Annotated in this window: 19 protein-coding genes; 14 read left to right on the forward strand and 5 right to left on the reverse strand. The window is 74.6% G+C overall.

Annotated features, from left to right (window positions below; all coding sequences use genetic code 11):
• The first annotated feature begins 424 nt into the window (after positions 1-424).
• Together ACF1BH_RS21755 and ACF1BH_RS21760 are read left to right on the forward strand one after the other, a co-directional pair.
• The gene (locus ACF1BH_RS21755) at positions 425-1,507 is read left to right on the forward strand and encodes a sugar phosphate nucleotidyltransferase (RefSeq protein WP_391644521.1); all 1,083 of its coding nucleotides are present in this window, start codon (positions 425-427) and stop codon (positions 1,505-1,507) included.
• 221 nt (positions 1,508-1,728) lie between these two features.
• Entirely contained in the window at positions 1,729-2,634 is a 906-nt protein-coding gene (locus tag ACF1BH_RS21760; protein ID WP_391644523.1) for a DNA-3-methyladenine glycosylase family protein, read from the forward strand.
• 123 nt (positions 2,635-2,757) lie between these two features.
• On the opposite strand, the gene ACF1BH_RS21765 is transcribed toward ACF1BH_RS21760, so the two are convergent.
• Genes ACF1BH_RS21765 through ACF1BH_RS21775 form a run of 3 tightly spaced genes read right to left on the reverse strand, consistent with a single transcriptional unit; the run spans position 2,758 to position 5,660 of the window.
• Positions 2,758-4,110, reverse strand: coding sequence for a coenzyme F420-0:L-glutamate ligase (locus tag ACF1BH_RS21765; protein WP_391644525.1), 1,353 nt, complete (start codon positions 4,108-4,110; stop codon positions 2,758-2,760).
• On the reverse strand, positions 4,107-5,096 hold the full coding sequence (cofD, locus tag ACF1BH_RS21770; protein WP_391644527.1) for a 2-phospho-L-lactate transferase: 990 nt from the start codon (positions 5,094-5,096) through the stop codon (positions 4,107-4,109). The genes ACF1BH_RS21765 and cofD overlap by 4 nt, the downstream gene beginning before the upstream one ends.
• A gap of 54 nt (positions 5,097-5,150) precedes the next feature.
• A complete protein-coding gene (locus ACF1BH_RS21775; protein WP_391644529.1) occupies positions 5,151-5,660 on the reverse strand; it encodes a cysteine dioxygenase in 510 nt (169 codons plus the stop codon).
• Positions 5,661-6,350: 690 nt separating this feature from the next.
• Between ACF1BH_RS21775 and ACF1BH_RS21780 the strand changes: the two genes are divergently transcribed.
• The 3 genes from ACF1BH_RS21780 to ACF1BH_RS21790 all read left to right on the forward strand — a co-directional run bounded on the left by ACF1BH_RS21780 (position 6,351) and on the right by ACF1BH_RS21790 (position 12,412).
• Positions 6,351-6,614, forward strand: coding sequence for a WhiB family transcriptional regulator (locus ACF1BH_RS21780; protein ID WP_030282286.1), 264 nt, complete (start codon positions 6,351-6,353; stop codon positions 6,612-6,614).
• Between the two features lie 372 nt (positions 6,615-6,986).
• Positions 6,987-10,865: a glycosyltransferase gene (locus ACF1BH_RS21785; protein ID WP_391644532.1), complete on the forward strand. Its 3,879-nt coding sequence runs from the start codon at positions 6,987-6,989 to the stop codon at positions 10,863-10,865.
• Positions 10,862-12,412 (forward strand): DUF5719 family protein, encoded by a 1,551-nt coding sequence (locus ACF1BH_RS21790; protein WP_391644534.1) that lies wholly within the window; start codon positions 10,862-10,864, stop codon positions 12,410-12,412. The genes ACF1BH_RS21785 and ACF1BH_RS21790 overlap by 4 nt, the downstream gene beginning before the upstream one ends.
• A gap of 29 nt (positions 12,413-12,441) precedes the next feature.
• Here the strand turns inward: ACF1BH_RS21790 and ACF1BH_RS21795 are convergent, their stop codons facing one another.
• Positions 12,442-12,894, reverse strand: coding sequence for a metallopeptidase family protein (locus ACF1BH_RS21795; protein WP_391644536.1), 453 nt, complete (start codon positions 12,892-12,894; stop codon positions 12,442-12,444).
• A gap of 351 nt (positions 12,895-13,245) precedes the next feature.
• Here ACF1BH_RS21795 and ACF1BH_RS21800 point away from each other — a divergent pair, with 351 nt between their 5' ends.
• From ACF1BH_RS21800 to ACF1BH_RS21840, 9 genes are all read left to right on the forward strand, one after another.
• A complete protein-coding gene (locus ACF1BH_RS21800; protein WP_391644538.1) occupies positions 13,246-13,668 on the forward strand; it encodes a DUF3499 domain-containing protein in 423 nt (140 codons plus the stop codon).
• 281 nt (positions 13,669-13,949) lie between these two features.
• Positions 13,950-15,566, forward strand: coding sequence for an L-lactate permease (locus ACF1BH_RS21805; protein ID WP_391644540.1), 1,617 nt, complete (start codon positions 13,950-13,952; stop codon positions 15,564-15,566).
• A 154-nt stretch (positions 15,567-15,720) separates the two neighbouring features.
• Positions 15,721-17,079 (forward strand): phosphomannomutase/phosphoglucomutase, encoded by a 1,359-nt coding sequence (locus tag ACF1BH_RS21810; RefSeq protein WP_391644542.1) that lies wholly within the window; start codon positions 15,721-15,723, stop codon positions 17,077-17,079.
• 242 nt (positions 17,080-17,321) lie between these two features.
• A complete protein-coding gene (locus ACF1BH_RS21815; RefSeq protein WP_030282300.1) occupies positions 17,322-17,504 on the forward strand; it encodes a Trm112 family protein in 183 nt (60 codons plus the stop codon).
• A gap of 77 nt (positions 17,505-17,581) precedes the next feature.
• Positions 17,582-18,718, forward strand: a complete 1,137-nt coding sequence (locus tag ACF1BH_RS21820; protein ID WP_391644545.1) for an SIS domain-containing protein — start codon at positions 17,582-17,584, stop codon at positions 18,716-18,718.
• A 103-nt stretch (positions 18,719-18,821) separates the two neighbouring features.
• Positions 18,822-20,084: a mannose-6-phosphate isomerase, class I gene (manA, locus tag ACF1BH_RS21825; protein ID WP_391644547.1), complete on the forward strand. Its 1,263-nt coding sequence runs from the start codon at positions 18,822-18,824 to the stop codon at positions 20,082-20,084.
• Between the two features lie 134 nt (positions 20,085-20,218).
• Entirely contained in the window at positions 20,219-21,178 is a 960-nt protein-coding gene (locus ACF1BH_RS21830; RefSeq protein WP_391644549.1) for a cation diffusion facilitator family transporter, read from the forward strand.
• A gap of 521 nt (positions 21,179-21,699) precedes the next feature.
• Complete coding sequence (gene ahcY / locus ACF1BH_RS21835) at positions 21,700-23,157, forward strand: adenosylhomocysteinase (protein ID WP_391644551.1); 1,458 nt, start codon at positions 21,700-21,702, stop codon at positions 23,155-23,157.
• 111 nt (positions 23,158-23,268) lie between these two features.
• Positions 23,269-23,883 (forward strand): hypothetical protein, encoded by a 615-nt coding sequence (locus tag ACF1BH_RS21840; protein WP_391644553.1) that lies wholly within the window; start codon positions 23,269-23,271, stop codon positions 23,881-23,883.
• A 195-nt stretch (positions 23,884-24,078) separates the two neighbouring features.
• Here ACF1BH_RS21840 and ACF1BH_RS21845 read toward each other — a convergent pair.
• Positions 24,079-24,476: hypothetical protein (locus ACF1BH_RS21845; protein ID WP_391644555.1), on the reverse strand; the 398-nt coding region annotated here is incomplete at its 5' end.

Raw genomic sequence — 24,476 nt, forward strand, 5'->3', positions numbered from 1 at the left:
CGCAGGGTACGGGACCCGGCCGGACGGGGGCCGGGCCCGCGAGGGACGGGGCGTGAACCCGCGGGGGCGGGGGAGCGGCCCCGTACGGGTGGAGCCACGGGCCCGTGGGGGACGGGCCGTCATCCCGTAGGGGACGGGCGCGGACCCCTACGGGGCGGCCGGCGCCCCGTACGGGGTGCCGACGTGGCGTCAGCCGGTGCGGGGCGCCGCGGTGGTGACGGAGTTCCCGCCGGAGGCGGGCGGCCGGGGCGCCCGGACGCGGGGCGCGGGCCCGGGGCGGAACCGTCCCGCCGCCGCGCCGCCGGTGCCCCGCCCGGTAACGCCGCACGTCACCGCGGACGCCGCCCCCGGGCCGGGGCGCGGAACCGTCTGCCTACACTGGTCCGCCGATCGGCCGACCCCAGCAGGAAGCAGAGACGACAAGGTGACTGAAGCGATCCTCCTGGTCGGCGGCAAGGGCACGAGGTTGCGCCCGCTGACGGTGCATACGCCCAAACCGATGGTGCCGGCGGCCGGTGTGCCGTTCCTGACCCACCAGTTGGCGCGGGCCCGCGCCGCGGGCGTCGAGCACATCGTCCTCGCCACGTCCTATCTGGCCGAGGTCTTCGAACCGCACTTCGGCGACGGCTCCGACCTGGGCCTCCACCTGGAGTACGTGACGGAGGAGGAGCCGCTGGGCACCGGCGGCGCCATCCGCAACGTCGCCTCCCGGCTGCACTCCGCCCCCGGCGACCCGGTCCTCATCTTCAACGGCGACATCCTCACCGGGCTCGACATCCCGGCGCTCGTCGACACCCACCGCACCAGCGGCGCCGATGTCTCGCTGCACCTGTCGCGGGTCGAGGACCCGCGCGCCTACGGGCTGGTGCCCACCGACGGCTCCGGCCGCGTCACCGCCTTCCTGGAGAAGCCGCAGACGCCCGAGGAGATCGTCACCGACCAGATCAACGCCGGGGCGTACGTCTTCAACCGCTCGGTCATCGACACCATCCCGGCGGGCCGCCCGGTCTCCGTCGAGCGCGAGACCTTCCCCGGGCTGCTCGCCGACGGCGCGCACCTCCAGGGCATGGTGGACTCCACCTACTGGCTCGACCTGGGCACCCCGCAGGCGTTCGTCCGCGGCTCCGCCGACCTCGTCCTGGGCCGCGCCCCGTCCCCGGCGGTCCCCGGCCGCTGCGGTGAGCAGCTGGTCCTGGACACCGCGCAGGTCGCCGCGGACGCCAAGCTGGCCGGCGGTACCGTCGCCGGTCCCGGCAGCCGGATCGGCGCCGGGGCGCGGGTCGAGGGCAGCACGGTGCTGCGCGACGCGGTGATCGAGGAGGGCGCGGTGGTGCGGGACTCCCTGATCGGCGCGGGCGCCCGGATCGGCGCCCGGACGGTGCTGGACGGCGCGGTCATCGGCGACGGCGCGGTCATCGGCGCGGACAACGAGCTCCGCGACGGCATCCGCGTCTGGTGCGACGCCCACCTCCCGGACGGGTCGGTGCGGTTCTCCTCGGACCAGTAGGGGACACCCCGGGGCCGGGCCCGCTCACGTAAGGGCTCGGGTCCGGACCCGTACGGGCACCGGGCCGGACCCGTACGGGGCGTGCGGGCCCGCCGGGGCTTACCGGGAGCGCCGAGGTCCGGCCGCACGGAGCTTCCGCCGGGCCGGGCCCGGGCAGGCCGCCCGCCCCCGCCCGCACCACGTCCGCCCCCGCTGTCACCCCCATCGCCTACGCTGGCGAGATGCCCACCCGTACCTGGGTGCCGCCCGGCCCCTACGATCTGCACCGCACGCTCGGCGTGCTGGGGCGCGGGCCCGGTGATCCCGCGTTCGCGGTGCGCGGCGGCGAGATCTGGCGGGCCAGCCGCACCCCGCAGGGGCCCGGCACCCTCCGGCTGGCGGTCCGGCCCGCCGACGGCGCCGTCGAGGCCGAGGCATGGGGGCCCGGCGCCGACTGGCTGCTGGAGCAGCTGCCCGCCCTCCTCGGCGCCGCCGACGACCCGGAGGCGTTCACCCCGCGCCACCGCCTCGTCCACGCCGCGCACCGCCGCCACCGCGGCGTCCGGCTCGGTCGTACGGGGCTGGTCCTGGAGTCGTTGATCCCCTCCGTCCTGGAGCAGAAGGTCACCAGCGACGAGGCGTACCGCGCCTGGCGGCTGCTGCTCCGGCGGCACGGCGAGCCGGCCCCCGGCCCCTGGGACCGGCTGCGGGTGATGCCCGATCCGCGTGGCTGGGCCCTGATCCCGTCCTGGGAGTGGCACCGCGCGGGCGTCGACGCCAAGCGCTCGGACACGATCGTGCGTGCCGCGCGGGTCGCCCGGCGGCTGGAGGAGGCCGCCGCGATGGAGCCGGCCGACGCCACCCGCAGGCTCTGCGCGGTCCCCGGCATCGGTCCGTGGACCGCCGCCGAGACCCTGCAACGCGTCCTCGGCGCCCCGGACGCGCTCACCCTCGGCGACCTCCATCTGCCGAAGATCATCGGCTATGCGCTCACCGGCCGCCGGGGCACCACCGACGCGGAGATGCTCGATCTCCTCGCGCCGTACGCGGGCCAGCGCCACCGCGCGGCCCGGCTGATCCTGCTCTCCGGCACGGTCCCGCCACGCCGCGCCCCGCGCTTCCCCGTCGGCGACATCGCCCGCCTGTGACCGGCGGCCGGCGCACGGACCGACGGTGAACCCGTAAGGGCCGCCCGCGGGCCCGTACGGACGGACACGCTTCCCCACGGGCCGAAGACGGCCCCTACGGGTGAGCGGGAAGGCCCTTCCCGCTCACCGCACCTCGATGAAGTCCGCGCCGTCCCGTGCCGGGCGTTCCCGCGGCGGGGCCGCGGGGCGGCCGATGGCGACCGCGCCCATCGGGTCCCAGTCCGCGGGCAGCTCCAGGACCTCGCGGACCACGTCGCGGCAGAACATCGTCGACGACACCCAGGCCGAGCCCAGCCGCTCCCCGGCCAGGGCGACCAGGAAGTTCTGGATGCCGGCGCCGTTGGCGACGACGAACATCTCCCGCTCGGCCGCCGCCCGGCGCGCGTCCGGGTAGCGGTGCGCACCGTCCGCGACCAGGCACGGCACGGCCAGGTACGGCGCGTTGCGCAGCACGTCGCCGCGGCGCAGCCGGCGGGCGACGGACTCCTCGGAGAAACCGTCGGCCTGCAGATCCGCGGCCCAGGCGTCCCGCATCGCGTCCAGCAGCCGGATCCGGGATTCCGCCGACTCCAGCAGCACGAACCGCCACGGCGTGGTGTGGTGCGGCGCCGGGGCGGTCAGCGCGGCCGCGACCGCCCGGCGCACCGCGCCGCCGTCCACCGGATCGTCGGTGAACTCCCGGACCGTGCGCCGCAGCGTCACCGCCTCCCGCACCGCCTCGGAGGTGCCGAGCCGGAACATGTCGTCGTCGCCGCCGCGCACCAGCGCCCGCGCGCCCGCGTCGTCCGCGTCGTCCGGCCCCGTGACCGCGTTCACGAGGTGTGGCAGTCCGCGCACCACCGCGACCGGCAGCGCCGCCGCCTTGCCCTTCACCAGGTCGCCCGCGGCGGTGAGTTCATCGGCGGTGGCCACCACCGTCGCGCTGAGCGGATTGCCGTACGCGTCGGTGCCGCCCCGCAGATCGTCCAGGACACGGACGCCCGCGGCGCCGATCGCCACATCCGTCAGGCCCGACCGCCACGGCCGTCCGAAGGTGTCGCTGATGACGACGCCGACGTCGACGCCGAGCGCGGTGCGCAGCCCGGCGCGGACGGCGCGGGCCGAGGCGTCCGGGTCCTCGGGGAGCAACAGCACCGTCCCGTAGGGGGTGTTGGAGGCGTCGACCCCGGCGGCGGCCATGACCAGGCCCTGCCGGTTCTGCACGATGCGCAGCGTGCCGCGGCGCGCCACCACGCGGACCGTCTCCCGGTCGATGGCCTCCTCCCGGTCGGTGGCCTCGATGATCCGGCCCTCGGCCTTGCTGACGATCTTGGAGGTGACGAGCAGGACGTCGCCGTCGGCGAGCCCGGGCATCCCGTCGGCGGTCGCGGCGTCCGCGATGAGCTTCACCAGGTCGTCACCGGGGCGCACCTCGGGGATGCCGGGCAGCGCCCAGACGCGGTAGCCCGGAACGGTGGCCCCGGGGGCGGTGCTCATGCCCGTACCTCCCCGGCGAGCGTCAGCGCCGCGCGGGCCATGGCGGCCGTGGCGTCGAGGTCCGTCATCATCAGCGGCACCGCCCGGCAGCGGATCCCCGCCGCCTCCACGTCGGCGACCGCCGCGGCGTCCACCTCGTCGACCAGCCAGCCGTCCAGCAGCCCGGCGGGTGCGTCGTCGGCCGCCGCGCCGCCCTTCGCGCCGTAGTGCCGGGCGACCGCCGCGGCCGTGGCCTCGACGCCGATCGCGGCCAGCACCTTGTCGGCCATCCCGCGCACCGGCGCGCCGCCGACGAGGGGGGAGAGGCCGACCACCGGGGCGTCCGCCGCCGCGACGGCGTCCCGGATGCCGGGCACCGCGAGGATCGTGCCGACGCTCACCACCGGGTTGGACGGCGGGAGGAGGATGACGTCCGCCGCGGCGATCGCCTCCAGCACGCCGGGCGCCGGGGCGGACTGCTCGGCGCCGACCGGCACCACCGCGAGCGCGTCGACCGAGGCGCGCATCCGCACCCAGTACTCCTGGAAGTGGATCGCCCGCCGCTCCCCGTTCTCCTCGACGGCCACATGCGTCTCGACGCGGTCGTCGGTCATCGGCAGCAGCCGGACGCCGGGCTTCCAGCGGTCGCAGAGCGCCTCGGTGACGGCGCTGAGCGGATAGCCGGCGCCCAGCATCTGGGTCCGGACGAGGTGGGTGGCGACGTCCCGGTCGCCCAGCCCGAACCAGTCGGGCCCCACGCCGTACGCCGCCAACTCCTCCTTCACCCGGAAGGATTCGTCGTCCCGGCCCCAGCCCTTGTCCTCGTCGATGCCGCCGCCGAGGGTGTACATCACGGTGTCGAGGTCGGGACAGACCTTGAGCCCGAAGAGATGGATGTCGTCGCCGGTGTTGCCGATGACGGTGATCTCCGCCTCGGGCCGTGCTGCCTTCAGTCCCCGCAGGAAGCGGGCGCCGCCGATACCGCCGGCCAGAACCACAATGCGCATGCCCCCAGTCTGGCAGCCGCGCGCAGGCGGCCGGTGGCCGCCGTCGACGGGCCGTCAGCGCGTGGCGGCCTCGGCGGCGACGGCGTGCTGCGAGGGGTGCATCTCCATCTCCGTCAGCCCGGGGAAGTAGATGTGCAGGCTGACCGCGGGCGTCAGCGCGTCGTTGACGACCTCGTGGACGTACCCGGGGGCGAAGACCCGCTGGGCACCGGGGCGCAGCGCGTGCCGCACCGCGCCGCCGCCGGACGTCGCGTGCTCCGTCAACTCCCCTTCCAGCACGGTCAGTACGCCGGACGAGCGCCCGTGGTCGTGGCGGCCGCTGCCCTGCCCCGGCAGCCAGCTCAGCAGCCACACCTCGTACCCGGCGGACGGGACCGAGCGCAGCCGGTGGTACCAGCGGGTGGTGGCGTCGTAGCGGACCAGCGGTTCCCAGGAGGCGCGGTCGGCGGCGAGGGAGCGGGCCAGTCCGGCGAAGCCGGCGACGGTGGAGGGGTGCGCGGGGACGGGCGGCAGGAGGTGGGCGACGGAGAGCAGGTCACCGGCGATCTGGACATCGCTGTTCATGTGCTTCGGATTCCTCGAAGGACGAGCGGGATGACGCGAACGGGGTGCGACGGCGCGCGGTGGTCTCCCGGTGGGGGCACCGCGGGTGCGCGTGGAGCGGGGGCGCTGCGGGGGTGGTGCGGCGGAGAGGGCTGGAGCTCAGTGGCTTCAACAGCTGGAACAGCGACAGCGAGCGTGCGCAGCGCGCAGCGACCCGTGGCAACGGGTCGTGCGGGGTGCGGAGGTCGCTGGCATGCGACCAAGGAGAACGGTTCGCGTCCGCGATGTCAACCGGACGCCTGCCGCGCCGGTGCGGCTTCACCCCATCCGGTCGGACCGTCCGGCGAAAGGTTTGTCCCCCGTCCGGCGGGAGAAGGGGCCCGGAAACCGCGCCCGCGTACGCCGTCGCGGCCCGCGGACCGCGCTGTGATCTCTCCCGCTCCGACGCGCGAGGTGCAACGGCAGTGCGGTCGGTCACGTCCCTGTGGGTAAGGGGGCGTACCTCAGGAGTGCGCCCCCAGGGAAGTGTCCGAGTTTTTCACGATTTCAACACTTTCCGTGTACGTTTGGTTCGGCAGGGTGAATAAGGGGCGCAATAGCAGATCTTGGCTTGACGGGCCCGGATCCTCCCACTTGTAATTTCACTCGTGTCGTTCGGCCGTCATCGATCACGGTCGCATCACGGGGACGTCAAGCAGACGAGGGGCGCACATGACCGAGCTGTTCGAAGAATTGCTGGTCGAAGAGGCGGAAGAGGAGCTCGGCTGGCAGGAGCGCGCACTGTGCGCGCAGACCGACCCCGAGTCCTTCTTTCCGGAGAAAGGCGGCTCCACCCGCGAGGCCAAGAAGGTCTGCCTCGCCTGTGAAGTCCGCTCCGAGTGCCTCGAATACGCCCTCGCCAACGACGAACGCTTCGGAATCTGGGGCGGTCTGTCGGAGCGCGAGCGGCGTCGGCTGAAGAAGGCCGCCGTCTGAAGGCGGCGCGGAAGTCCGCCGGACGGACGGTGCGCGGCCCCGCGGGCCCCGCGGCCGTACCCCGCCAACTCCCCATATCCCCCTATAGCGAACCCACCGCCTCCAGCGCACTCCACGCCGGGGGCGGTCCGCTGCGTGAAGAGCCGGTGGGCGCGGGCGGGTGAACCATTAGTGTGGGGCTCCGTCCGAGACGTGCCGCCGCCCCCGAGTGGGCGCGCGCGTCCCTAGGGGGTGTCGTCAACGTCCCGTCCGGCTCGCGGCGCCCGGCGTGACGCTTCCCCTGGTAGTCCGTCGCAGTGTCTTCCGGGGGCGCCGGTCCGCGCGGCTTCGCCGCCGGCCCCGAACTCCCGGGTCCGGAGGGCCCGTACCTCGATGTCCGTGCACAGCCAGTCGGCGGCCCAGACCGCCACAGATCCCGCAGGCACCCCAGAGTTTCCACGGCATGTCGTCACCGCCGTGATCGTCTCCCACGACGGTGCCCGCTGGCTGCCCGACGCGCTCGCCGGTCTGCAGGGCCAGGAACGCCCGGTGCAGAACGTCATCGGCGCCGACACCGGCAGCGCGGACGACTCCGCCCAACTCCTCGGCGCCGCCCTCGGCGACGAGCGGGTGCTGCACCTCGCCCGCCGCTCCGGCTTCGGCACCGCCGTCGACGAGGCGGTCCGCACCGCCCCGGTGCTCACCCCCGACGACCTGCCGTACCTGCGGCGGCCCAGCGGCTGGGACCCCGTCAGCCGCACCTGGCGCGACGACGCGTACGACATGCCGGAACTCCCGCACGGCGAACCGGTCCAGTGGCTGTGGCTGCTGCACGACGACTGCGCGCCCGAGCCGACCGCCCTCGCCGAACTGCTGCGCGTCGCCGACGCCAGCCCCTCGGCCGCCGTCATCGGCCCCAAGCTGCGCAGCTGGTACGACCGCCGGCAGCTGCTGGAGGTCGGCGTCTCCATCGCCCGCAGCGGCCGCCGCTGGACCGGCCTGGACCGCCGCGAGCAGGACCAGGGCCAGCACGACCAGGTCCGCCCGGTCCTCTCCGTCTCCAGCGCCGGCATGCTCATCCGCCGCGACGTCTACGAGGAGCTGGGCGGCTTCGACCGGCGGCTGCCGCTGATGCGCGACGACGTCGACCTGTGCTGGCGCGCCCAGTCGGCCGGCCACCAGGTCCTCGTCGCCCCCGACGCGGTCCTGCGGCACGCCGAGGCCGCCGCCCGCGAACGCCGCACCGTCGACTGCGTCGGCCGCAACGTCGCCAGCCCGCACCGCGTCGACAAGGCCGGCGCCGTCTACACCCTGCTCGCCAACACCCGCGGCGCGCTGCTCCCGTACGTCCTGGTCCGGCTGGTCCTCGGCACCGTGCTGCGGGTCCTCGCCTACCTCGTCGGCAAGGTGCCGGGGCAGGCGCTCGACGAACTCGCCGGGCTCTTCGGCACCCTGCTGCGGCCCGGCCGCGTCCTCGCCGCCCGTAAACGCCGAGGCCGGCCCGCCACCGAGGCGTCCGAACTGCGGTCGCTGTTCCCGCCGCCGGGCGCGACGGTCCGGGTCACCGTCGAGCAGGTCGCGGGCAACCTCACCGGACGGGCCGCGCCCGACGTGGCGTCGTCCGGGCGGCACGGCGCGGTGGAGTCCGGGCCGGGCGGGGACGACGCCGACTTCCTCGACGTCGAGCAGTTCGCCCGGATCAAGCGGATCGCCCGCCGCCCGGCGCCGGTCCTCTTCGCCGTGCTGCTGCTGGTCTCACTGATCGCCTGCCGTGACCTGCTCGGCTCCGGTTCGCTGGCCGGCGGCGCGCTGCTGCCCGCGCCCGCGCACGTCTCCGAGCTGTGGTCGTCGTACCTCGACGGCTGGCACCAGGTCGGCACCGGCTCGACCGCCGCGGCGCCGCCCTACCTGGCCGTCCTCGCCCTGCTCTCCACCCTCTTCCTGGGCAGCACCGGCTTCACCCTCACCCTGCTGCTGGTCTGCTCCGTCCCGCTGGCCGGACTCTCCGCCTACTTCGCCTCCCGCCCGCTGGTCGCCTCCCGGCTGCTGCGCGCCTGGGGCAGCGTCGTCTACGCGTTCCTGCCCGCGGCGACCGGCGCCCTGGCCGGCGGCCGTCTGGGCACCGCGGTGCTGGCGATCACGCTGCCGGCGTTGGCCCGCGCGGCCGTCGCGGCGGGCGGTCTGCGCCTGGCGCCGGGCACCCGCCCGAGCTGGCGCGCCACCTGGGCGCTGGCGCTGCTGACCACCTTCACGATGGCGTTCACGCCCGTCGTCTGGCCGCTCGTGGTGGCGCTCAACCTGGCGCTGCTGGTCCTGCGCGCCCTGGACGGCAACCGCGCGCTGCTCACCGGGTACGCCCTGCGGTTCGCGGCCGTGGCGCTGGCACCGCTGGTCGTCCTCGCCCCGTGGTCGCTGTCGCTCTTCTCGCACCCCGCGAACTTCTTCCGCGAGGCCGGTCTGGCGTACGGCACGGGCTCCGCGTCCGCGTTCGACCTGCTCTCGATCAGCCCCGGCGGCCCGAAGACCGCGGGCGGTCTGCTGCTGCTCGGCATCGTGCTGGCCGCGCTCGGCGCCGCCCTGCGTGACACCCGGCAGCGCACCATCCGCATCGCCTGGGCGGTCGCCTTCGCCGCGCTGCTCCTCGCCGCCCTCGGCAACGGCCACGGCTGGACCGGCCCGCTGATGCTGGTCTACGGCCTGGCGCTGCTGACCGCCGCGGCCGTCGGCGCGGAGGGCATCCGCACCCGCATGATCGCCCTCGGCTTCGGCTGGAAGCAGCCGGTGGCCGTCCTGATCGCGCTGGCGTCCGCGCTCGCCCCGCTCTACGCCGCCGTCACCTGGATGATCACCGGCGCCGCCGGGCCGCTGGAGCGCCGCGACCCGGTGCAGGTCCCGGCGTTCGTCGCCGAGGAGTCGTCCACCGCCGACCGGGCCCGCACCCTGGTGCTCGACGGCGGCGACGGCCACGTCGGCTACAGCCTGGTCCGCGGCTCCGGCGCCGTCCTCGGCGACGCCGACCTGGCCCGCGAGGCCGGCGACGACCGGCGGCTGGGCACCATCGTCGCCAACCTCGTCGCCGGCTCCGGCGCCGACCAGACCAGCCAGCTCGGCGGCTACGCCGTCCGCTACGTCCTGGTCCGCGACGGCGCCGCGCGCGACATGGGCCGGGTCCTGGACGCGACGCCGGGCCTGACCCGGCTCAGCCAGGACGACGGCAGCGCCCTGTGGCGCGTCGACCGGCGCGTCTCGCGGGTGTCGATCGTGGCGGGCGACGCCACCGACGGCACCCACGCCGGGAACGCCGCCGCCCCCGTCGCGGTGGCCGCCGGTCCCGTCGAGGCGCACACCCGAGTGCCCGCCGGACCGGAGGGCCGGGTGCTGCGGATCGCGGACGCCGCGGACGCGGGCTGGCAGGCCACGCTGGACGGCACGCCGCTCAAGCCGGTCACCGTCGACGGCTGGGCGCAGGGCTTCACCCTCCCGGCCGGCGCCGGCCGCCTCGACCTCACCCACGAGAACCCGCTCGGCCACACCCTGTGGACGGCCGCCCAGGGCCTGCTCGCCGTCGTCCTGGTGATCCTGGCGCTGCCGGGCCGCCGCCGGGAGATCGACGACGACCTGCCGGAGGAGGCCGACGCCGAGGCGCAGGCGGCGGCCGCGACCGGCGACGGCCGCCGCGCCCGCCGTCTGCGCGCCGCCGCCCGCGCCGAGGAGACCCCCGCACCGGACGCATCGGAGACCGCCGCCCCGGACGCCGCGACCGCGGACCCCGGCCGGGAACCGGCGGCGCCCCTGTACGACCCGGCCGCCCACGACCCGTACGCCGCGGTGCCGCAGCAGCAGCCGTACGACCCGTGGGGCGCCGCCCCGCAGCAGCCCGGCGACCCGGCGGCGGTGCCGCAGCAGTTCGGGCACGACGGCGGCGACCCGGCGGCCGTACCGCAGCAGTACCCGCACGACGGCGGCGACGCCGCCGGGAATCCGTACGGGTACGGGCAGCCCGACCCCTACCAGCAGCCCGGCTCCTACCCGCAGTCCGACCCCTACCAGCAGCCGGGCGGCTATCCGGCCGACCCGTACGGGGCCGGTGCCCAGCAGGCGGGCGGCTACGACCCGTACGCCTACGGCCGGCCCTACCCGGGGCAGCAGCCCTACGACGGACAGCAGCCCTACGACGGGCAGCAGATCCCGGTCCAGCAGCCCTACGACGACGGCACGACGTACCCCGGCCCGCCCGCCGGACCGCGCCGTGACGGGAGCGAGCAGCAGTGAAGCGCACGATGATGACCCTGGCCGCCGCGGCGGTCGCGCTCGCCGCGGCCACCGGCGTCGCCGCCGTCGCCGCCCCCGGGGGCGCGCCGCAGGCGGCGCCCGGCGCGGCCCGCAAGCCGGTCGAGCGCTCCGCGCTGCTCTGCCCGACGCCGACCTCCTCGGACGTCGGCGAGACCACCTACACCGCCTTCTCTCCCAAGGGCGCCACGGGCAAGGGCACCGCCGCCCTCCAGGCCGCCGGAACGGTCCAGGAGGACACCGGCGGCAAGGACGGCAAGGGGAAAGGCAAGGGCGACAAGGGCGAGGCCGGTGGCGGCGGGCAGCAGGCCGTGCCGCCCCACGACACCAAGCCCGTCGCGCCGCTGAAGGCCGCGGGCACCCCCGTCACCGCCACCACCAACCGCTCCGACGCGCCCGCGCTGACCGGTGAGGCCGACGGCGCGTTCGCGCCCGGCTGGACCGTCCAGCAGACCACCACGGTCGCCGCGGGCGCCGGGCGCGGCCTGCTCGGTCTGAGCTGCACGGCGCCCGACACCACCTTCTGGTTCCCGGGCGTCAGCACCGGCAAGGACCGGCAGGACTACGTCCACCTCACCAATCCGGACGCCACGCAGGCCGTCGTCGACCTCGAACTGCGCGGCAAGGACGGCGCGCTGAGCGGCGACGCGGGCGAGAACATCGCCGTGCCGCCGCACACCACCGTCCCGGTGCTGCTCTCCACCCTCACCGCCTCCCCGCAGCCCGACGCGGCGCTGCACGTCACCGCCCGTGAGGGCCGGGTCGGCGCCTCCGTCCAGGCCACCGACGCCCACAAGGGCGGCGACTGGCTCCCGGCCGCCGCCGACCCGGCGCCCGGCGCGGTCCTCCCCGGTATCCCCGCCGACGCCACCGCCGTCCGGCTGGTCGTCCTCGCGCCGGGCGACACCGATGCCGATCTGAAGGTGCAGCTGGCCACCCCGACCGGCTCGATCACCCCGGCCGGACTGGAGTCGCTGCACGTCAAGAGCGGGATGACGACGGCGGTCGACCTCAAGCCGCAGGGCGAGGCGGGGTCGCTGGTGCTGTCGCCCGCCGACACCGGCTCCCGCGCCCCGATCGTCGCGGCGCTCCAGGTGGTCCGCGGCAAGGGCGCCGACCAGGAGATGGCGTTCATCCCCGCGACCCGCCCCGTCGACCGGCGCGCCACCGCCGCCGACAACCGCGCCAAGGGCGCCACGCTGTCGCTGGTCGCGCCCGAGAAGGGCAAGGACGCCAAGGTCACCGTCACCGCCTCGGCGGGCAGCGGAGGCGGTACGCCGGTCAGCAAGACGTACACGGTCAAGGGCGGCACCACCCTCGCCGTCGATCCGCCGCGTCCGCAGGGCCTCAAGGGCGGCTACGCGCTGACGGTGGAACCGGCCGCCGGCAGCGGCCCCGTCCACGCGGCGCGCACCCTGGCCCTGCCGCAGGGCGGCGTCCCCGCCTTCACCGTCCAGACGCTGCCGGACGACCGCGGCACGGTGGTCGTCCCGACGGCCGGCCAGGACCTGTCGCTGCTGACGGACTGACGGACCGGGCCGGTGGGCCCGCGCGGCGGTCAGTCCTGGCCGTAGCGCGGGTCGACCGACTCCGGCGCGAGACCGAGGAGTTCGGCGACCTGCTCGACGACGATCTCGTGGACCAGCAGCGCCCGCTCGTCACGGCTCTTGGTCCGGATCTCGACCGGGCGGCGGTAGACGATGACGCGGTCGCGGTGCGGCCCGGCGGCGGGCTCCGCCCGGCCCAGCGGTACCGTCCCGTCGTCCGGCTCCGACCCGTCCTCCGGGCCGAACAGCGGCACCTCCTGGACGAGGAAGTCGACGCCGGACAGCTGCGGCCAGCGCCGCTCCAGCCGGTCGCGCGCATCGCGGACCAGATCCTCGAAGGCGTCGGCGCGGCTGACGGCGAGCGGCACCTGCGGCGGGGCGATGGGACCGCGCATGCCACGGCCGTGGCGGTCACGGCGGCGCGGGCGCGGCTCCGTCGGGCGGGGCGGTTCGGACGTGTCCATCGCCTCCGAGCGTAGCCGCCGCGGCCCTTCCGGGGAGGCGGAGCGAGGCATCCGGGAACACGGAGGCGGATGACCGGTCCGATAACGATTGTGTTCATTTGGCGCGCCCCCGCCCGCGGTCCGCCACCCGGCCCGCTCCACCGCCTTCCCGCTCCCCTCTCCACGACCTGCCCGCACCATTCACCCCTTTCCTCCGCATTCCCGTCCGGGGAATCTGGCGATACCGCCCCCGAAGGGCGTCCGATCCGGCCCCGCGCGGCCCTTTCCGTGCCGTCCGGCGCAGGCCGCCGCGAGCGGGTGCAGGTCAGACGCACCGGACGAACCGGGACGACACGGTCGGGTGAGCGGGAGGTGAGTCGTCGCGGCCCGGTCAAGAGTGCGGTACCGTCCAACGTCGTGAGCCCTGTACGTCGCTGTTCGCGCACTGCGTGCGGCCGCCCCGCCGTCGCAACGCTGACGTACGTCTACGCGGATTCGACCGCCGTGCTCGGGCCGCTCGCCACCTACGCGGAACCCCACTGCTACGACCTGTGCGCCGAGCACTCCGAGCGCCTGACCGCCCCCCGCGGCTGGGAAGTCGTCCGTCTGGCCATCGACCCCGGCCCGGCCCGCCCCAGCGGTGACGACCTCGAAGCGCTCGCCAACGCGGTGCGCGAGGCGGCCCGCCCCCCGGAGCGCCCCGCCGCCCCGGAGCGGCCCGAACCCCGCGAGACCCCCCAGCCGGGCGCCGCCCGCCGCGGACACCTCCGCGTGCTGCGGTCGCCGGACTCCTGACGCTCGATCCCTGACCCCGGACCGCATCCCCGGACCGGGGTGCTCCCTGGCGCCGGGCCGAACTTCCGGTACCGGTACCGCTCCTGACGCACCCTCCGGCCGATGTCCCGCCGCACCCGGCCCGCCGCTCCGCGTCCCACGGAGAGTGGGCGCCCTCGTACGGAGGGTTGACGCCGCCGTAAGGCCGCCCCGACCATGCCTCCACTCCCCGCCCGTTCCGATTCCGCGCCGTGGAACGGTCCACGGCGCGGCGCGGTCGGGGATTCCCGTCTGGAGGCCCCGTGTTCGTCCAGCACCTGGCTCCCGTGGCCCACTCGCCCGCGCTCTCCGCCCTCGTCGCCGCGCTGCCCCTGGTCACCGTCCTCGTCCTGCTCGGCGCCGTCCGGATGCGTGCCCACCACGCCGGGGTCGCCGGCCTCGCCGTCGCCCTGGCCGTCGCCACCCTCGTCCACGGCATGCCCGTGGGACAGGCGCTCTCCGCCGCCGCCCAGGGCGCCGTCTTCGGCCTCTTCCCGATCCTGTGGATCGTCGTCAACGCCCTGTGGGTGTACCGGATGACGGTCCGCACCCGCCACTTCGACGTCCTGCGCCGCTCCTTCTCCCGCCTCTCCGACGACCCGCGCATCCAGGCCCTGGTCATCGCCTTCTGCTTCGGCGCGCTGCTGGAGGCGCTGGCCGGGTTCGGCGCGCCCGTCGCCATCAGCGCGGTGATGCTGGTCGCCCTCGGCTTCGACCCGGTCAAGGCGGCGGTCGTCGCGCTCGTCGCCAACACCGCGCCCGTCGCGTTCGGCGCCATGGGCACCCCGGTCGTCACCCTCGCCCAGGTCACCGGGCTCCCGCTGGACGGCCTCGCCGCCGTGGTGGGCCGTCAGACGCCGCTGCTCGCCCTCGTCGTCCCGCTGCTGCTGGTGTTCCTCGTCGACGGGCGGCGCGGGCTGCGCGAGACCTGGCGGCCCGCGCTCGCCTGCGGACTCGCCTTCGCCGCCGTGCAGTTCGCCGCCGCCACCTACGTCTCCGCCCAACTCGCCGACATCGGCGCCGCACTGGCCGGCGCCGCGGCCCTCGCCGCCCTGCCCGCCGCCCGCCGCCCGGCCACCGCGGAGGTCCGCACCGCCGTCCTGACCGGCGCCCGCCGCACCGAGCCGGACCTCCGCGACCCCCGGCGCACGGTCCTGTGTGCGTACGCCCCCTACGCCCTCATCGTCGTGATCTTCTCGGCGGCGCAGATCCCCCTGGTCAGGGACGTCCTGGCGCGGGCGACGCTCGCCGTCGACTGGCCGTTCCTCGATGTCGCGGACGCCGCCGGCACCAGGGTCGGCGGCAACGTCCTCACCCTGCCGCTCCTCGCCACCGGCGGCACCCTGGTCCTCCTCGCCGGGGTGCTGACCGCCGCCGTCCTCGGCGTCCGCGCCCCCGACGCGGTCCGCGAATGGGCCGCGACCGTCCACGAGTTACGGCACGCCCTCCTCACCGTCACCGCCGTCCTCGCGCTCGCCGCCGTCATGAACCTCTCCGGGGCGGCGACCACCATCGGCCACGCCGTCGCCGCCGCCGGTGCCGGACGCGCGCTGCTCTCCCCGGTGCTCGGCTGGTTCGGCGTCGCCGTCTCCGGCTCCGACACCTCCGCCAACGCGCTCTTCGGCGCCCTCCAGGTCACCGCCGCCCGCCAGTCGGGCCTGGCGCCCGGCCTCCTCGCCGCCGCCAACAGCTCCGGCGGCGTCCTCGGCAAGATGGTCTCCCCGCAGAACCTCACCATCGCCTGCGCCGCCGTCGGACTCGCCGGACGCGAGGGCGACCTGCTCCGCCGCGTCCTGCCGTGGAGCCTGGCGTTGCTGCTGGTCATGTGCCTGATCGTGGTCGCGCAGAGCACCGCCGTGCTGGGCTGGATGCTGCCCTGACACCCCGCCGTCCGGGGCGCGGCGGACCGCCCGCCCCGGATACCGCGCCCGTCCGCGTACCGCCTGGCGTGTACCCGACGTCCGCCCGGACCGCTGTCGGTACCTCCGGGTAGGTTGGATCTCCCGTACCGAATCCAGATCCAGGAGGCCGGCCGTGGCTGATCTGTCGCAGCTCGTCAAGGCGTACGACGTGCGCGGTGTCGTGCCCGACCAGTGGGACGAGTCGCTCGCGGAGCTGTTCGGCGCCGCCTTCGCCGAGGTGACCGACGCCGACGCGCTCGTCATCGGGCACGACATGCGGCCCTCCTCGCCGGGGCTGGCCGCCGCGTTCGCGCGCGGCGCCGCGGCGCGCGGCGCGGACGTCACCCACATCGGCCTCTGCTCCACCGACGAGCTGTACTTCGCCAGCGGCGCCCTCGGCCTGCCCGGCGCGATGTTCACCGCCTCGCACAACCCCGCGCAGTACAACGGCATCAAGATGTGCCGCGCCGGTGCCGCCCCCGTCGGCCAGGACACCGGGCTCGCCGAGATCCGCACCCTGGTGGAGGGCTGGCTGGACGGGGGCGCCCCGGAATCCGCCGCCACCCCCGGCACCGTCGGCGAACGCGACGTCCTGGGGGAGTACGCCGCCCATCTGCGCTCTCTCGTCGACCTCTCCGCCATCCGCCCGCTGAAGGTCGTCGTCGACGCGGGCAACGGCATGGGCGGCCACACCGTCCCCACCGTCCTCGCCGGACTGCCCCTCGAAGTGGATCCGCTCTACTTCGAGTTGGACGGCTCGTTCCCGAACCACGAGGCCAACCCTCTCGACCCGAAGAACATCGTCGACCTCCAGGCCCGCGTCCGCGCCACCGGAGCCGACCTCGGCCTCGCCTTCGACGGCGACGCCGACCGCTGCTTCGTCGTCGACGAGAAGGGCGACCCGGTCTCCCCGTCCGCGATCACCGCACTGGTCGCCGCCCGCGAGCTGGCCAAGCACCCCGGCGGCACGGTCATCCACAACTGCATCACCTCCTGGTCCGTCCCCGAGGTGGTGAAGGAGGCCGGCGGCACCGCCGTCCGCACCCGCGTCGGCCACTCCTTCATCAAGGAGCAGATGGCGAAGACCGGCGCGATCTTCGGCGGCGAGCACTCCGCCCACTACTACTTCCGTGACTTCTGGAACGCCGACACCGGCATGCTCGCCGCCCTCCACGTCCTCGCGGCCCTCGGCGGCCAGGACCGCCCGCTCTCCCAGCTGGTCGCGGCGTACGACCGCTACGCCGCCTCCGGCGAGATCAACAGCACCGTCGCCGACCAGTCGGGCCGCCTCGCCGCCATCAGGACGGCCTACGCGGACCGCGACGGCCTCACCCTCGACGAGCTCGACGGCCTCACCGTCACCGCCGCCGACTGGTGGTTCAACCTCCGCGCCTCCAACACCGAACCCCTCCTCCGCCTGAACGTCGAGGCCCGGGACGCGGAGACGGCGGCCCGGATCCGGGACGAGGTGCTGGCCGTGGTGCGGGCGTAGCCGCGCCGTCCCGTTGCCGGCGGTGGGTGGCGGGCGGGCACGTGGACCGGCGGACGCGTCGCCCGGGGCGCCGGGGCCCGCCTGCCTCGGCCGCAGCCCGGCGCCCGGGGCCCCGGTGCTCACTCCACCGGCGCCCACCCACCGACGCCCCTCCCGTACGCCCCCCGCCCCCGACGACAGGCCCCCGCCCCCGACCCGGCGGTAGGCTGGCGGGGCCGCAACCATCGAAGGAGCAAGCCCCCATGCCGGTCGACGCCAGCCTCATCGAGATCCTCGCCTGCCCCGCGTGTCACGCCCCGCTGGCCGACCGGACCGCGGACGACCCCGCCGAGCTGGTCTGCACCTCCGCCACCTGCGGTCTCGCCTACCCCGTGCGGGACGGCATCCCCGTACTCCTCGTCGACGAGGCCCGCCGCCCCGCCTGACCGGACGCCGCCGGGGCCCGGCCCCGGCACCGCCCGGCGTGTCCCGTCCACACCGGCGAACGGAGGCCGCGCCCACCATGCTCGACGAGTCACTCCTCGACAACCCCGAAGCGCTGGCCCGCGCCGACCGCTTCGGTCTGCTGCGCGGCGTCGCCGAATCCGGCGCCCGGGTCCGCACCGCCGCCCGCGGTGCCGCCGAGGCCGGCCTCGCCGACCTCGTCCCCGACGGGCGGCCCCGAGCCGTCCTCGTCGCCGGCCCCGCCCCCGTCGCCCCCTGCGTCGCCGACCTCTTCGGCGCGCTCGGCGGCGGCACCTGCCCCGTCACCCACATCCCGCCCACCGGCGTCGACGCCCGCCCCGGCGCCCTGCGCTGGACGCTGCCCGGCTGGTGCGGCCCCCTCGACCTGGTCCTCATCGCCGGACCCGACGGCTCCGACCCCGGCCTCGCCGAACTGGTCGAGGGCGCCTACCGCCGCGGCTGCTCCGTCGTCGCCGTCACCCCCGCCGGTTCCCCGCTCGCCGAAGCCGTCCGCCAGGCCCGCGGTCTCGCCGTCCCGCTGGCGACCACCGCGTACGACGCCGAGTTCGACGTCGAGGGCGCGCCGCCCGCCGCCCCCGGCACCCTCTGGTCGGTGCTCACCCCGATCCTCGCGCTCGCCGACCGGATCGGCCTGCTCAGCGCCCCGCCCGAGGCGCTCGCCCGCCTCGCCGACCGTCTCGACCAGCTCGCCGAGAGCTGCGGACCGGCCCTCGCCACGTACACCAACCCGGCGAAGACCCTGGCCGCCGAGGTCGCCGACGCCCTGCCGCTGATCTGGACCGAAGGGCGGGTGGCGGGCGCCGCCGGCCGCCACTTCGCCGCCGAGCTGGCGAGCCTCGCCGGACGCCCGGCGCTCGCCGCCGAACTCCCCGAGGCGCTCACCGCCCACCGCACCCTGCTCTCCGGCGCCCTCGCCGCCGGCGCCGACCCGGACGACTTCTTCCGTGACCGCGTCGAACAGCCCGCGGCCCTCCACGCCCGCGTCATCCTCCTGCGCGACCACGCCCCCGGGCCGCTCTCCGCGACCCACGCCGCCCACACCCTCGCCGAGGAGCGCGGCACCGCCGTCAGCGCGCTGGAACCACCGGAGGGCACGGACCTGGAGACCGCGGCCGAACTACTCGCCATCGTGGGTTTCGCCGCCGTTTACCTCGCGCTCGCCGACACCGAGTGATCTGTGAGGGCCGCCCCGCGGCCACCGCGCGGGACCTCCCGTACGCCCCACAGGCACCGTCGCCCCGCCGGAACCCGTACGCCACGCAGGAAGCAGCAGCCCCATGGACCGCCTCGTCAACACCGTGCGCCCCTACGCCTGGGGCTCCGTCACCGCCCTGCCGAAGCTGCTCGGCACCGAACCGACCGGTGAACCCCAGGCCGAGATGTGGATGGGCGCCCACCCCGGCGCCCCCTCCCGCATCGACCGCGGCGCCGGACCGGTCTCCCTGGCCGACGTCATCGCCGCCGCCCCCGAGGCCGAACTGGGCGAAGCCACCGTCGACGCCTTCGGCCCCCGGCTGCCCTTCCTCCTCAAACTCCTCGCCGCGGGCTCCCCGCTCTCCCTCCAGGTCCACCCCGACCGCGCCCAGGCCGAGGCGGGCTACGCCGACGAGGAGCGCCGCGGCGTTCCCCTCGACGCCCCGCACCGCAACTACAAGGACCCGCACCACAAGCCCGAGCTGCTCTGCGCCCTCACCCCCTTCGAGGGGCTCTGCGGCTTCCGGCACCCCGCCGAGGCCGCCGACCTGCTGGCCGGCCTGGACGTCGACGCGCTCAAGCCGTACGTCGACATCCTGCGCGCGGAACCGGAGGCCGACGCGCTGCGCGAGGTCCTGACCGCCCTCCTCGGCACCGACCGCGCCGCCCTCGCCGACCCCGTCGACCGCGCCGCCGCGGCCGCCGCCCGGCGGGGCGCGGAAGACGGCCCGCACGCCCCCGCCTACGCCGCGTACGCCGCCCTCGCCCACCACTACCCCGGCGACCCCGGCATCCTCGCCGCGATGCTGCTGAACCACGTCACCCTCCAGCCCGGCGAGGCGCTCTTCCTCGGCGCCGGCATCCCGCACGCCTATCTCAGCGGCCTCGGCGTCGAGCTGATGGCCAACTCCGACAACGTGCTCCGCTGCGGCCTGACCCCCAAGCACATCGACGTCCCCGAACTGCTGCGCATCGTCCGCTTCACCCCCGGCGACCCCGGCGTCCTCCGCCCGGAGGAGACCGACGGCGAGGAGGTCTACGACGCCCCCGCCGACGAGTTCCGCCTCTCCCGGTACGTCCTCGCCCCCGGTGCCGCCCCCCGCTCCCTGGACGCCCGGACCCCGCAGGTCCTGCTCTGCACGGCGGGTACGGTCACGGCCCGTCCGGCTGCCGCCGAACTCCCGTCCCCAGCAGGCGAGTTGCGCCTCACCCCGGGGCAGTCGGCTTTCGTCCCGGCCGGGGAGCACGTCACCGTCTCCGGCGAGGGCACGCTCTTCCGCGCCACGGTCGTCACGTCACGTGAGCCCGCGGCCACCGGCTCCGCAACTCCCCGGTCCGGCCTCTGACCTGCCACGATCTCTCAGCGCCCCGTCCACCGGCCGGGCACCCTGCACCGCGTTCGGGCCGGGCTGCAAGAATGACGCCCCACATCTTTAAAGGGGCGGTAAAGCCCGGCCGACGGAAGGGACATGCGGCACTCATGAGTGCATCAGGCGGAACCAAGGCGATCGTTGCGGCGCTGGGCGCCAACCTGGCGATCGCCGTAGCGAAGTTCGTGGCGTTCGCCTTCAGCGGCTCGTCGTCCATGCTCGCCGAGGGCGTGCACTCGATCGCCGACTCCGGCAACCAGGGCCTGCTCCTCCTCGGCGGCAAGAAGGCCAAGCGCGCCGCCACCGAGGAACACCCCTTCGGCTACGGCCGCGAGCGCTACATCTACGGCTTTCTCGTCTCCATCGTCCTCTTCACCATCGGTGGCGTCTTCGCGCTCTACGAGGGCTACGAGAAGATCCACGACCCGCACGGCCTCGACAACTGGTACTGGCCGGTCGGCGTCCTCCTCTTCGCCGTCATCGCCGAGGGCTTCTCCTTCCGTACGGCCCTGAAGGAATCGAACGAGTTGCGCGGCAAGCAGAGCTGGGCGCAGTTCATCCGCCGCGCCAAGGCCCCCGAGCTGCCCGTCGTCCTGCTGGAGGACTTCGGCGCCCTCATCGGTCTCGTCCTCGCCCTGTGCGGCGTCGGCCTCACCCTGGCCACCGGCAACGGCATCTGGGACGGCATCGGCACCATGTGCATCGGCACGCTGCTGGTGCTGATCGCGCTGGTCCTCGCCGCGGAGACCAAGTCGCTGCTGCTGGGCGAGGCCGCCGGCGCCGACCAGGTCGCCAAGATCCGCGAGGCGGTCGTCGACGGCGACACCGTCACCCGCGTCATCCACATGCGCACCCTCCACCTCGGCCCCGAGGAACTGCTCGTCGCCGCCAAGATCGCGGTGGAGCACGACGACACGGCCCGCGAGGTCGCCGACGCGATCAACGCCGCCGAGGAACGCATCCGCGCCGCCGTCCCGATCGCCCGGGTCATCTACCTGGAGCCCGACATCTACGACGAGGCCGCCGCAGCCGCCGGCGCCGACCCCGAGAAGTCCCCCGGCGGCCGCTGACCCCGCGGGCACAGCTTCCCGACCACGCTTCCCCGAAGGCCCCGCTCCCCGGAGCGGGGCCTTCGCGCACACGGCGCACACCGGCCGCGGGCCCAGGGCGGCAACCGGCCCCGCACCCACCGGAGACCGCACGATCTCAGCCCCGATCGGCTTCCCCACCCCACCCCGGGCGGCGTCCCCGCCGGACCACCGTCCCGCGCGGCCACCCGCACCGGCCCCTCCCCGCGCCCCCGTACGGCCCGGCCGACGCGACCCGCGGCACCGCCCCCGCAGCGCACAGAATGAGCCGAGGCGGGCTGGGGCCGCCGGGCCGGTCGGTGTAGATTCGTCCCCAGTGCCAGACGTCGCTGCTGATGGCGGTCGGGCGGCCCGCACCGCGGACCGGCCGAGGGAGAGAGGGCCTCCGACGGACTGCGCTGCGGCCAGGGGAGAGGTGCGTCCGCTTCCGCGTGCGCTTCCGCCTGCCCGCGCCGCAGACTGCCCAGCCCGACATCCACCTCGCCGTACGAGGAGCAGCCCGTATGACCACCGCAGCCACCGGCCAGGACTTCAAGGTCGCCGACCTCTCCCTCGCCACCTTCGGCCGCAAGGAGATCACGCTCGCCGAGCACGAGATGCCCGGCCTGATGGCGATCCGCAAGGAGTACGCCGCGGCCCAGCCCCTGGCCGGCGCCCGCGTCACCGGCTCCCTGCACATGACCGTGCAGACCGCCGTCCTCATCGAGACCCTCGTCGCCCTCGGCGCCGAGGTCCGCTGGGCGTCCTGCAACATCTTCTCCACCCAGGACCACGCCGCCGCGGCCATCGCCGTCGGCCCCAACGGCACCCCGGACAACCCCCAGGGCGTCCCGGTCTTCGCCTGGAAGGGCGAGTCCCTGGAGGAGTACTGGTGGTGCACGGAGCAGGCCCTGACCTGGCCGAACTCGCCCACCGGCGGCCCGAACATGATCCTCGACGACGGTGGCGACGCCACCCTCCTCGTCCACAAGGGCGTCGAGTACGAGAAGGCCGGCAAGGTCCCCTCCGTCGACACCGCCGAGAGTGATGAGCACCGCGCCATCCTGGAGCTGCTCACCCGCACCGTCGCCGACTCCCCGCAGAAGTGGACCCGCCTCGCCTCGGAGATCCGCGGCGTGACGGAGGAGACCACCACCGGCGTCCACCGCCTCTACGAGATGCACCGCGACGGCGATCTCCTCTTCCCGGCGATCAACGTCAACGACGCCGTCACCAAGTCGAAGTTCGACAACAAGTACGGCTGCCGCCACTCCCTCGTCGACGGCATCAACCGCGCCACCGACGTCCTCATCGGCGGCAAGACCGCCGTGGTCTGCGGCTACGGCGACGTCGGCAAGGGCTGCGCGGAGTCGCTCCGCGGCCAGGGCGCCCGCGTGATCATCACTGAGATCGACCCGATCTGCGCGCTCCAGGCGGCGATGGACGGCTACCAGGTCACCACCCTGGACGAGGTCGTCGAGACCGCCGACATCTTCGTCACGACGACCGGCAACAAGGACATCATCATGGCCTCCGACATGGCCCGGATGAAGCACCAGGCCATCGTCGGCAACATCGGCCACTTCGACAACGAGATCGACATGGCCGGCCTCGCCAAGCTCGACGGCATCGTCAAGGACGAGGTCAAGCCGCAGGTCCACACCTGGACCCACCCCGACGGCAAGGTCCTGATCGTCCTCTCCGAGGGCCGCCTGCTGAACCTCGGCAACGCGACCGGCCACCCCTCCTTCGTGATGTCCAACTCCTTCGCGGACCAGACCCTGGCCCAGATCGAGCTGTTCACCAAGCCGGAGGCGTACCCGACCGACGTCTACGTCCTGCCCAAGCACCTGGACGAGAAGGTCGCCCGCCTCCACCTGGACGCGCTGGGCGTCAAGCTCACCACGCTCCGCCCGGAGCAGGCCGCCTACATCGGTGTCGAGGTCGAGGGCCCGTACAAGCCCGACCACTACCGCTACTGAGCAGCCGCGTAACACCCACAGCAGCCGGTGAAACCAGGCCCTCGCCCCACCGGGCGAGGGCCTGGCCCGTACCGCCCCACCGGCCCGCACCCGCCCGCTCCAAGGACCCCCATGCCCCGCGGCCACTACTCCCTGCACGATCCGCACGACCACACCCCCCTCGGTGAAGAACACTTCCACTGCGCCACCGGCCCCTCCGGCTGGCGCTACGTCTCCCAGATCACCGCCCCCTCCGGCGACCACCTCGGCTCCGTCGACCTCACCCTCGACGAGCTGGGCCGCCCCCTCCGCCTCGAACTCCACGCCGGCGGCTGGCAGGTACGCGGCGCCGCACTCGACGGCGTCACCTGGGTCCGCACCGACCCGACCGGCGAACACGCCACGGAGGGCAACGTCCCCGCCCACGCCTTCACCGGCGCGTCCCCCGCATTCCTCATCGCCACCTCCCGGCTGCTGCGCCCCGAACCCGGCGCCGGCGCGGTCCGCACCCGGCTCGTGGCCTTCACACCCCCCGTCCTCGCCCCTCGCACGCTCGATCAGTCCTGGGCGCTGGTCTCGAGCACAGCACACGCCACTGACAACGCCCCGCTGATCGACGACGCGTACCAGGTCAACGACCTGGAGACCGGTGAACAGCACACCGTCCACCTCGCCGGCGACGTCGTCCTCTCCGCGCCCGGCATCGAGCTGGAATCCCTCGACTCGCCACCGTCGACCTTCACGTAGCCGGTGCCCACCGGCCCCCGATGTGCGTCCGCCGCAGCTGACCTGCTAGTCTTCCTACCTCCCCAGGAAACCCGTTGACACGGGAGTCTCGGGGAGGTAGATTCGAACGGTTGCCGGGAGCTGGACAGGCTCCATCGCAACGGTTAGTCTCATATCTCGCTCCGACTGGAATTCAATTCGACGGGGCCACTCGAATCACTTAGCAGAAACTTCGCCGATTATTCGGTCGAAATATTTCTGATAATGTTCGGGTAAGCCGAAAGGCAAACCCCTCCGACGGGTAATCGGAAACGAATTCGGACCGGAAACGGCGAGAAACGGATCTGATAGAGTCGGAAAGGCCGGAAAGCGAAAGCAAGAAGGCCAACCCCGCTCCAACAGGGGGCCGGAAACGCCCAGCGGATCTGGTAAGGTTGGAACCGCGGAAAAGCCGAAAGGCCGGACCGCACCGGCGAAAATCAGAACCGAAAGGATCTGATAGAGTCGGAAACGCAAGACCGAAGGGAAGCGCCCGGAGGGCCTGGTGAAACAGGCACAAAGGAAGCGTCCGTTCCTTGAGAACTCAACAGCGTGCCAAAAGTCAACGCCAGATA

Origin of the sequence: Streptomyces sp. NPDC014733, from assembly GCF_043083385.1 — a bacterium.
Lineage (GTDB): Bacteria > Actinomycetota > Actinomycetes > Streptomycetales > Streptomycetaceae > Streptomyces.